Here is a 10,006-nt window from a genome sequence, read left to right as displayed (position 1 = left end):
TGTTCGGCATGATCAGCGCGTCGGGCGTGCCGTTGATGTTGAAATAGGTCCCGGTGAGGGCGACCGTATTCCGATAGACATATTCGCCGGACAGTTTGAGGCTGCGCAGATAATTATACGGATTGGCCGACAAACCCTGCGAGAAGCTCGAATCCAGCGTCTGACGCTCGTAGATGTAATTGGCGCGCAGCGTCACCGCGTGCATCTCGCTGATCCACTGATACTGGGCGTCGAAGCCCGTATCGGTGATCTTGTCCGTGCCGAAGCCATAGACGCCGCCCGGCAGGACGTCGGCCGACATGCCATAGGTTCCGATCATCAGCGAATGCTGGCCCCAGACCGGCTCGATGGCGACGCGGTAATAAGGCGAAAGACCGGTCACGGGGCTCGTCGGCGGGCCGCCGGTGAGCGCCCATTGGAACGACCGCGACGTCGGGCCATAGCCGGACAGCTCGAGATAGACCATGTCGTTGAGGAAGACATAACCGCCGCCGCCGACGACCTGGCCGGGGCCCCAATAGGCGCCTTCGAGCATGGTGACGGATACCGGATTGATCCCGTTGCCGCCAAGATAGCCCGGCGTCGGCGCGAAGGGCGAGCTGATGAAGGGGACGCCCCAGGCCGGCGTGGTGTTCCAGGGATCCTGAACGGTCGGATTGTTGTTGAAGGTGAAGCCCCAGAGCACGTCGAGCGGGCCGAACCTCGCCGTATCGGCATAGCGGATGTCGGTATTGTCCCAGGCGAGCTGGCGGCCATAGTCCTGCGCATAGGTCGCCTGGATGAAGGCGCCGAGATTGCCGTAGATCTTGCCGCCGTAGAAAATGCTGGTCTGCTGGGCGAGATCGGTCCAGTTATTGGCGTTGTTGAACCCGCCGAGCGCCGTGGCGGTCGGATCCGGCGGCGCATAGGCGCCGCTCGGCGCGTGGAGACCCTGCCCCAGATTGGTCAGCGAGCCCTGGATCATGAAGGACACCGGCGGCAACTCCGTGTCGATGCCGCCGCCGGCCGTATAGCCGCCCAGTTTGAAGCGCCGGCCATAGGGCGTCAGTTGCGGGAAAGCCGTATGGCAGGTCGAACAGGTCTGGCCAGTCTGGCGCGCGAAACTTGGGAGCGCGGCGGCCTGTTCGGTCGCGCCGCCGAAAACGGTAAGGCCGACGGCCAGCGCGGCGCCGATCCGCAAGGATGCGACCGCCGCGGCGGCGGAGCGTGGGGCTTGCAACATATCGATCAACCCGGCCATTCGATGGCCCTCCTCACTTCCGCCTTCGGGCCGCCTCGGCGCCGCGGCGTCTTTCATTGCCTGGTCCCGGAGAAATGTTTGAGCCGGCGCGACGGTCGCCGCGCCGTCCATGGCGCTATTTGCTGGCTGACTGTTCGTCGACGAAGCTCAGATAGGAGGCCAAAGCCTCGATCTCGCTGGCGGAAAGAAACCGCGTCACCTGCGGCATGGGCGCCGCCGTCGGGTGATAGCCTTCCTTCCATTCCTCCATCCGTCGTTTCAGATAGCGATAGGAGAGACCGCCGAGCCGCGGAATGTCGCGCGCGCCCTCGGCGTTGGGGCCATGGCACACCGTGCAGGCGACGATATTGGCTTCGGCGACGCCCTGCTGGTAGAGCGCGCGCCCCTGATCGAACAGGGCGCGATTGCCGTCCGCCGCGGCGCGCGGCGCCTGCTGGGCGTAGTAATCCGCCAGCGCCCGGATCGTTTCCGGATCGAGATTGGCGGAGGCGTTCCACATATATTGTTCTGACAGCGGATTATCCCGCCGATGCGCGCGAAAGGCGTCGATCTGCCGTTCGATATAGGCCGCGCGCTGCCCGGCAAGGCGCGGGGCGGTGGCGTAGCCCTGCGCCGAGGTTCCGTGGCACCAGTTGCAGTTCTTGACCGGGACCGGTCCCTTCTCGGGCAGCGGCAGCAGCGCGAAGGGATAGGCGGCCTGCTGCTCGGCAGCGAGCGGGCCCGCCGCCAGAAGGGAGATCGCGAGCGAGGCGATCCTCAAACCGATAGGATTCATGAGCTTGTTCTCACGCGTGTTTCAGCGGCCGGGATCGCGCCGGCCCAAACCGGAGGCGTCACCGCAGTGAGCCGACATAGGCGGCGACAGCGGCGATCTGCGCCGCGGTCATGTTATGGGTAGTCGGAACCATGATCGCCGACAGGCCGCCCGCGGAAGCTCGGCCTCGCTCCTGGCTCCAGTTCGAAAGAGTCCGGACCAGATAGGAGGGGACCTGCCCCGCGAGCCTCGGAATTTGGCCTGTTCCATGGCCGTCCGGGCCGTGGCAGGCCGAACAGGCGGGCACGTTCGATTCCGGTAGCCCATTGGCGAAAATCGTGCGGCCGAGTGCGGCGTTGCCGCCAGCGCCCCCGTCCAGGGGCGGCGGGTTCAACGCCGGGAAATGCGCGGCGATGGCGCCATACATGCTCGGCGACACGCCTCGCGCCACATTGGACATGACGGCATTGACCCGGCGCCCGTCTGCGTAATCGCGCAACTGGCTTTCCAGATAGGCGGACTGCTGACCGGCGAGCCGCGGCATAGTCAGATAGCCGTGATACCCTTGGCCGGCCTGGCCGTGGCAGATCTGGCAATATTCGATCTTGTCCTCGACGCCGCCTCTTTCGGCGGCAATGGCGGCGACGCCATGATTGGCCATCACGACCAGGCACGCGCCCGCGATCGCCTTCACGGCGCTTTGAAACTGAACTGCCATCGTTCGCGTCGCCTCCGGCGCTTCTTCTCGTCGTTGCGCGAAATTTAACTTGTTTTTCAATTGCTACGCGCCGCGAATGCTTTCGCCCCGGCTCGACGCCGGTCCGACGAAATGCGACTCGTCCGCGTCGGAAAGATGCGGCAAACACTGCTCATGAGCAACCGAATACGGATAGTTTCTTAACACGCAAAGCTTTTTGCGCCGCAACGTGATATTTATGTCGCCTATTGGTCATGAAGGCCCATTGTTTACTTACATTTTATTCATCGTCTTCCTGTTTTAACCGTTCTAAAATGCGCCTGCGAACTCCTTGAAAGAACGGTAAAAAAGCGCTCATGCGCCGACGAAGCGCTGAGACGCCCATTAATCGCTGGTTTTGTGGCGCTTTCTTCTCCACCGCCATCCCAGCGATCCAACGCCGCAAACGCTTGAGCATTTTTGCATTTTCGATTTTATACTATTGTCAAAGGCGGCGAGAGCGCCAAAATCGCAGCCGCGCGGCGAGCGGCGATTCGGAACGAAACGCGCTAGATCATAAGTATAAGTATCGAAATACGATCACGAGGCCGCGCGATTTGCGCTTTGAACGCCTGATATCCCTATGAAATCCAAGCAACTAGCGTCGAATATAAGCGCCAAATGCTTGATAGGGCATCGAAAAAGGATAGAAAAATGAAAACGATCGGAAGCGGATATCTCGCGCTGGCCTCGGCCCTTATGATCGGCGCGGGCGCGCTCGCGCAGGCGGAGGGCAAGACGGCCGACGAGGTTTCGCATAAGGCGTTCGAGGAAAAACTCGCCTATTGCAAGACCTGTCATGGCGTATCGGGCCAAGGGTTCCACGGCGCTTTTCCCATGCCCCGACTCGCCGGCCAGCAGCCGGAATATATCGAGAACCAGCTCAAGGCGTTCATCGATCGCAGGCGCACCAATCCGGTCATGGGCAATGTCGCGCATGTGCTGAACCCCGAAATGGTCAAAAAGCTTTCCGAGAGCTTCAACAAGCTCGACCCCGCGCCGCTCGGCGGGGCGCCGAAGGCGCTCGCCGCCGCCGGAAAGACGATTTACGAGAACGGCGTAGAGAGCGCCAACGTCCCGCCCTGCGCCTCCTGTCACGGACCGGAGGGCAAGGGCGACGGACAGTTCCCGCGCCTCGCCGGCCAGTTGAATGATTATGTAATCCGCAAATTGACCAATTGGGAGAAGGAACGCGGCCAGAAGCCGGCCAATCCGGATTCCTCCGCCATCATGCAGCCGATCGCCCATAATCTGACGCAACAGCAGATCGCGGAAGTTGCGGCCTATGTCAGCTATCTCAAGTGATTTGGGTTGACTGAGATTCGCCTTTCGGCCCTGCCGCTCGTCGCCGCCCCCATATGTCGCGCCAATCATTTCGGCCGAATGCGCTGAAAGGAGGCTCACCCGAACCGGCGCACGGTCTGTCCGGCATCGGCCGCCCAAGCGGAGGCGCCAGGAAAGGCCGAGAGTATTGCGGTGAATTGTTCCGCCGGCGCGACAAAAAGCGCCGTCGACAGCGCATCGGCGACGACCGCCGAACGCGCCTGCGCGGTGAGCCACGACCATTCGCGGGCGGGACGCCCGGTGCGGGGGTCGAACAGGTGATGGTCGCCATTATGGGCGAAAATCATGCCCGATCCCGCCGAAGTCGCGAGCGCGCCGCCACTGAGCTGAACCGCGTTGCGCTTGCCGGGCAGATCGACGGTCCAATAGCCTTTCTCCGGCGCGCCGAGAGCGCGCATTTCGCCGAGATCGACAAGGACGCGTTCGAAGCCCAGCCGTTTCAGGATTTCCACGCCGCGATCCGTGACATAACCCTGCGCCACTCCATTGAGAGTGAGACGCGCGCCATCGCGCAGCGCAATTCTCTCCGAGTCGAAAGCCAGCTTTCCGAACCCAACCCGGCGGCGCGCGGCCTCGAAATCCGGCCCATTGGGCGGCGCCCGGTCGAGATCGGACCGATACCACCGGATATAAAAATCCCACAGCGGCTGTACGGTCGGGTCAAACAAGCCGTCGCTCGCCCGGTAGGCCCGCTCGCAAAGATTGAGGACGGTCAGGAAATCCAGCGAGGGCGCCGAAATGATGCCCTCAGCGTTGAGCCGGGCAATCTCGGAATCGGCGCGCGAGAGGCTGAAGATTTGCTCCAGGCGCTCGATCTCGGCCATGATTTCCGCGACCGCCTGTTCCGGCGCGACCGAGCCGCCGCCGGCGAAGAGCAGGCGAACCTGCGCGCCCATCGCTTCGCCGCGCCATTCATGCTCCCAGGCGAGCGGCGCGCCGCCAAGGCATGCCAGTCCCGCCCCGATGGCGAACAAGGTCAGCACGCGGCGCCGGTTCGGCATCGCCTCAGTCATGGCCCGCCTCCTTCTGCTTGACGCTGGCGATCATCGCCTCCATCGCCTGCCGGCGCGCCTCGCGCCCAGCCAGCCCCTTGCAGACCTTGGCGTCGTGGTACATCGCCTGGCAGTTCAGGCAGTAGATGCATTCGTTCGGGCTGATCGCTCCCTGCGGATTGATCGCTTGAACGGGACATTTGACCGCGCATTGGCGGCACTCGCGGCCGCATTGCGGGCGGCGTTTCAGCCATTCGAAAATGCGCAGCCGCGCCGGCAAAGCGAGGGCGCCGCCGAGCGGGCAGAGATAGCGGCAGAAGGCGCGCCGAACGAACAGGCCAGCCGCCAGCGTCGCCGCGGCATAGAGGACGAAGGGCGCCGCGCGCATGAAATGCAAAGCGAAGACCGTCTTGAAGGGCTCCGCCTCGGCCGCCCGAAAGGCGGCGTCCATGCTGTTCAGCGAAATCGCGAAAACCCCGAGGAAGACCAGATATTTGATCATGCCGAGGCGCTCGTGCAGGCCCCACGGCGGCTCCCATTGGCGGACGCCCATACGCCGCGCGGCCTCGTTCAACAATTCCTGCAAGGCGCCGAACGGGCAGAGCCAGCCGCAGAACACGCCGCGCCCCCAGAACAGCATGGCCAGCGCGACAAAGCCCCACAGGATGAAGATCATTGGATCGAGCAGAAACAGCTCCCATTTGAATTCGCCGCGCAGGGCGTGGATGAAGGTGACGACCTGCACGACCGACAACTGCGCCTTGGCGTACAGCCCAAGAAAGACCAGCGTCAGGCCAAGGAAGACGATGCGGGTCTGCTTGTAGAGCCGGAGATTTTCGACGAGCCGATCCTGCAACAGCAGAATGCCGAACAAGGCGGCGAGCATCGCCAGCAGTACGGCCACCTCCGCGCTGCGCGCGCGCCAGATCTCCATCCACAGCGCCGGCTCCTCGCTCGGAGCCGGCGCGATATAGGCGCCCGGAAGCTGCGCGTCGAGGAAGAAGGTCGCCCTCTGCGGCTCGCGGTCGGGCGCATTGCGCGTCAGCATCAGCGCGAGACGGAACGGTTTGGCTGGATCGAAGCCGGACGACGCCGGCAGGATGAACAATCCGCGCTCACGCATGTCCGGCGCATCGGGCGTCGCGAGCACGTCGAGATCGCGGTGCATCGCTTTGGTCAGGCGGATCGTCCTGCCGTCTTGCACGAGGGCCAAGCGTTCGAAAAGGCCGGAATTCCGCCAGTCGCCGCCGAGGATCGAGAGCAGCCCGCGCGAGCCGACAAACAAAAGATTGTCCTCCGCGCCGATCGTTCCCGAGAGCGACTCGTAAATATGCCGGCCGAATAGGTTCCTGCCGATTCCGGCCGGCGTGGCCAGCGCCGCATAGGCTTCGAGCAGCAATTGATCCGGGTCGTCGGGGGCGGCGCCGACCTGCTCGGCGAATTCCCGTCCCAGCACGCGACGCCGCGAAATCGCCCCCTGCGTTTCCAGCGCGCGCCAGTCCGCCGGCTCGAATGGCTCGCGCAAGATTTTGCCGCCGCCGAGCACGCCAACCGCGCGCGCCACCAGCCGCGACGAGCGCACGACCGCGTCGCGGAAGACGCTGCTCGACACGGTTGCTCCAGCCAAAGCATCGGCGCGCCGACCGCCGCCCGGCGTCGAGAGCCAGCCCAGACCAGCGATGTCGAGGCCCTTGAGACCGGCGACGAAATGATCGAGTTGCTCTTTCGATATGCCGATGATCAGGATCGGCTCGTCTTGCCGCATCAGCTCCGCCGCCGCGATTTTCATGGCGGGATCGAGCGCCACGAATATGTCGACGGGCTGGCCTGAATAGCCGACCGAATGGACCGTGACCCAGGTCGAAAACGCCCAGCCGAGCGTCTCCCCATTGGCGCGCGCCTCGAAAAAGGAGACGCCGGCCAAATCCTTCGGCGTGAGCTGAACCGTGACGCCGTCACGCGCGAAAGCCTCCCGCGCGAAATCGGCGAGTTCGCGCGCGCAGGCGCCGCGCGCCGCCGCCAAAACCAGCAAGCACGCAAGGGCAATGTGAAAAAAGCTTCTCCGCGCCATCAATTTTTTCGCTGGTCGCCGCGCGCGCGGCCTGGCGCTAGAAAATCACACTGGCCCCATGGCGGCTTTGATTTCGGTTAGGCGGCGAAATCCAGAAGCTCATAACCGAAGTCAAGGAGCGCTCCGTCGCGATGCCCTAAGCCATCCGAAAGGCAATCGGAGGTCTGGCCATGTCGCGGAAAAGCAAGGGACGCATGAGTGTGGCGCCATTAGGAGCCGCCTTGATCCTGGCGTCGGGGGTCTGGGGCGCCGCTCTGGCGCAACAGGCGGCGCCCGAGGTCAAATCGCATACCACCTCGCCCGTGCCGCCCTATGAGCCCAGCCTGAACGTCATGCCCCAGCCCGAGCAGCCGGGCCAGAAGCCGGGCGACCCGAAGCTCACGCCGGAAGAATTCGCCGCTGCCAACAAGATCTTCTTCGAGCGCTGCGCCGGCTGCCACGGCGTGCTGCGCAAGGGCGCGACCGGCAAGCCGCTCACCACGGATCTCACCAAGAAGCTCGGCTACGACTATCTGCGCGACTTCATCACCTATGGCTCACCCGCCGGCATGCCGAACTGGGGCACATCGGGCGAGTTGACGCCGCCGCAGGTCGACATCATGGCGCGCTACCTCCTCAACGAGCCGGCCACCCCGCCGGAATTCGGCTTGAAGGAGATGAAGGATAGCTGGAAGGTCATCATCCCCGTCGCCGAACGGCCGACGAAGAAGATGAACGACATCGACCTCGACAACATCTTCTCCGTCACCCTGCGCGACGCCGGCGAAGTGGCGCTGATCGACGGCAATTCCAAGAAGATCATCACGCGGGTCAAGACCGGCTACGCCGTGCATATTTCGCGCATGTCGGAATCGGGCCGCTACATCTATGTCATCGGCCGCGACGCCAAGGTCAGCCTGATCGACCTCTGGGCGCCGACGCCGAACATTGTCGCGGAAATCAAGATCGGCACCGAGGGCCGCTCGGTCGACGTCTCGAAGTTCAAGGGCTTCGAGGACAAGCTGGCGATCGCCGGCGCCTATTGGCCGCCGCAATTTGTCATCATGGACGGCCCGACTCTGGAGCCGCTGAAGATCGTCTCCACCCGCGGCATGACCTATGACACGCAGGAATATCATCCCGAACCGCGCGTCGCGGCGATCTTCGCCTCGCAATATGCGCCGGAATGGTACCTCAACATCAAGGAGCGCGGCGAGATTCTGGCGGTCGATTATTCCGACCTCAAAGCGCTGAAAACCCGCTCCATCGACGCCGAACGCTTCCTGCATGACGGCGGCTTCGACCGCACCGGCCGCTACCTGTTCTCGGCGGCCAATGCGCGCAACGCCATCGCGATCGTGGACACCAAGGAAGGCAAGCTGATCGATGTGATCAAGTCCGGCGGCGACAAGCCGCATCCGGGCCGCGGCGCCAATATCGTGCATCCGAAATTCGGGCCCGTCTGGGTGACATCGCATCTCGGCGACGAGACCGTCTCCTTCATCGGCGCCGATCCGGAACACCACCCCAAGGAAGCGTTCAAAGTGGTCCAGACGGTGCAGGGCCAGGGCGGCGGCTCCCTGTTCGTAAAGTCGCATCCGAAATCCGAGCACCTCTATGTCGACACGCCGCTAAACCCGGACGCCGACATCGCCTCCTCCGTCGCGGTGTTCAAGATCTCCGATCTCGCGCAGGACAAGCCGAAATATACCGTGCTGCCGATCGGGGAATGGTCAGGCATTTCGGCCGGCCAGCGCCGCGTTGTCGAGGGCGAGTTCAACAAGGCCGGCGACGAGATCTGGTTCTCGCTGTGGAACAGCAAATCGCAGGAATCCGCGATTGTCGTCGTCGACGACAAGACCCTGAAGCTCAAGTCGGTCATCAAGGACCCAGCCCTCATCACCCCGACGGGCAAGTTCAACGCCTACAACACCCGCAAGGACATCTACTGACGCCGGATGCGGAAGGGGGCGTCACGCTCCCTTCCACGCGTCTTTCCGCGCCTTTCACTTTTCACTCGGGAGGTCGTTCATGGCCAAAGGCGTGGTCTATCTGGTCGGGGCCGGCCCGGGCGCGGCGGACCTCCTGACCCTGCGCGCGGCGCGCCTGATCGAAAGCGCGGATGTGCTGGTCTATGACCGGCTCGTCGGCGCCGAAATTCTGGCGCTCGCGCCACGCGGCGTTCCGCGCTTCGATGTCGGCAAGCAGCCCAAATCGCATCCTGTCCCGCAGGACCAGATCAACAGCATGCTGGCGCGGCTGGCCGAACGGCATACGCGCGTGGTTCGGCTGAAGGGCGGCGACCCGCTCCTGTTCGGACGCGGCGGCGAGGAAGCCGAATATCTCGCCCGCGCCCGCGTGCCGTTCGAAATCGTGCCGGGCGTGACCGCCGTGCAGGCGAGCGCAGCGACGCTCGGACTGCCGCTGACCCTGCGCGGTTGCGCCAACAGTCTGCGGCTGATGACCGGCCACGGCAAGGATGACAACGAGCTCGATTACGACTGGCGCGCGCTCGCCGATCCGCGCACGACGCTCGCCATCTATATGGGCCTCGCCAATATCGCGGCCATCGCCGAAAAGCTGATCGCGCATGGCCGGGCCGGCTCCACGCCAGTCGTCGCCATTGCGCGAGCGACCCTGCCCGACCAACGGCATGTCGCGACGAGGCTCGATCGCGTCGCCGCCGACGTGGCCAGGGCGGATTTGACGAGTCCTGTCCTCTTCATCGTCGGCGAGGCGGCCGGCCATCTCCTTCGCGTCGAGGCGACAGTCGCGGACGTAGAGGCCCGCCATGCGGTCTAGCGCGACCATGCTCGTGACATTGGCCGCGCTCTGCCCGGCGGCCGCATTCGCCCAGCCGGCGCCGGACAAGCTCACGCCGCTCGTCCGC

At 64.1% G+C, this 10,006-nt stretch carries 8 protein-coding genes; 3 read left to right on the top strand and 5 right to left on the bottom strand.

The window, feature by feature from the left end:
- The 3 genes from ACE3S9_RS09125 to ACE3S9_RS09115 all read right to left on the bottom strand — a co-directional run.
- Positions 1-1,240, bottom strand: a 1,240-nt coding sequence (locus tag ACE3S9_RS09125) for a hypothetical protein (protein ID WP_374546138.1), incomplete at its 3' end; no start/stop codon positions are given.
- 115 nt (positions 1,241-1,355) lie between these two features.
- Complete coding sequence (locus ACE3S9_RS09120) at positions 1,356-2,015, bottom strand: cytochrome c (protein ID WP_374546137.1); 660 nt, start codon at positions 2,013-2,015, stop codon at positions 1,356-1,358.
- Between the two features lie 58 nt (positions 2,016-2,073).
- Positions 2,074-2,712 (bottom strand): cytochrome c, encoded by a 639-nt coding sequence (locus ACE3S9_RS09115; RefSeq protein ID WP_374546136.1) that lies wholly within the window; start codon positions 2,710-2,712, stop codon positions 2,074-2,076.
- 672 nt (positions 2,713-3,384) lie between these two features.
- Between ACE3S9_RS09115 and ACE3S9_RS09110 the strand changes: the two genes are divergently transcribed.
- Positions 3,385-4,035, top strand: a complete 651-nt coding sequence (locus ACE3S9_RS09110; RefSeq protein WP_374546135.1) for a cytochrome c — start codon at positions 3,385-3,387, stop codon at positions 4,033-4,035.
- 95 nt (positions 4,036-4,130) lie between these two features.
- On the opposite strand, the gene ACE3S9_RS09105 is transcribed toward ACE3S9_RS09110, so the two are convergent.
- Positions 4,131-5,087 carry an FAD:protein FMN transferase gene (locus tag ACE3S9_RS09105; protein ID WP_374546134.1) on the bottom strand — a complete coding sequence of 319 codons (957 nt, stop codon included), beginning with the start codon at positions 5,085-5,087 and terminating at the stop codon, positions 4,131-4,133.
- The gene (locus ACE3S9_RS09100) at positions 5,080-7,098 is read right to left on the bottom strand and encodes a 4Fe-4S binding protein (RefSeq protein WP_374546133.1); all 2,019 of its coding nucleotides are present in this window, start codon (positions 7,096-7,098) and stop codon (positions 5,080-5,082) included. Before ACE3S9_RS09100 ends, ACE3S9_RS09105 begins: the two co-directional genes overlap by 8 nt.
- 209 nt (positions 7,099-7,307) lie before the next feature.
- Between ACE3S9_RS09100 and ACE3S9_RS09095 the strand changes: the two genes are divergently transcribed.
- Both ACE3S9_RS09095 and cobA read left to right on the top strand, forming a co-directional pair.
- A complete protein-coding gene (locus ACE3S9_RS09095) occupies positions 7,308-9,068 on the top strand; it encodes a cytochrome D1 domain-containing protein (RefSeq protein ID WP_374546132.1) in 1,761 nt (586 codons plus the stop codon).
- Positions 9,069-9,147: 79 nt separating this feature from the next.
- Entirely contained in the window at positions 9,148-9,918 is a 771-nt protein-coding gene (gene cobA, locus ACE3S9_RS09090; RefSeq protein WP_374546131.1) for a uroporphyrinogen-III C-methyltransferase, read from the top strand.
- The last annotated feature ends 88 nt before the right edge of the window (positions 9,919-10,006 follow it).

The organism is Rhodoblastus sp. (assembly GCF_041915505.1).
In the GTDB taxonomy this organism is placed as follows: domain Bacteria; phylum Pseudomonadota; class Alphaproteobacteria; order Rhizobiales; family Beijerinckiaceae; genus Rhodoblastus.
Note: the sequence above shows the minus strand (reverse complement) of the source record. Positions and strands in the feature narration are given on the sequence as shown.

Coding starts and splice junctions, on each gene's coding strand:
- ACE3S9_RS09120 (WP_374546137.1), bottom strand. CDS start 2,015: ATGAATCCTATCGGTTTGAGGATCGCCTCGCTCGCGATCTCCCTTCTG.
- ACE3S9_RS09115 (WP_374546136.1), bottom strand. CDS start 2,712: ATGGCAGTTCAGTTTCAAAGCGCCGTGAAGGCGATCGCGGGCGCGTGC.
- ACE3S9_RS09110 (WP_374546135.1), top strand. CDS start 3,385: ATGAAAACGATCGGAAGCGGATATCTCGCGCTGGCCTCGGCCCTTATG.
- ACE3S9_RS09105 (WP_374546134.1), bottom strand. CDS start 5,087: ATGACTGAGGCGATGCCGAACCGGCGCCGCGTGCTGACCTTGTTCGCC.
- ACE3S9_RS09095 (WP_374546132.1), top strand. CDS start 7,308: ATGTCGCGGAAAAGCAAGGGACGCATGAGTGTGGCGCCATTAGGAGCC.
- cobA (WP_374546131.1), top strand. CDS start 9,148: ATGGCCAAAGGCGTGGTCTATCTGGTCGGGGCCGGCCCGGGCGCGGCG.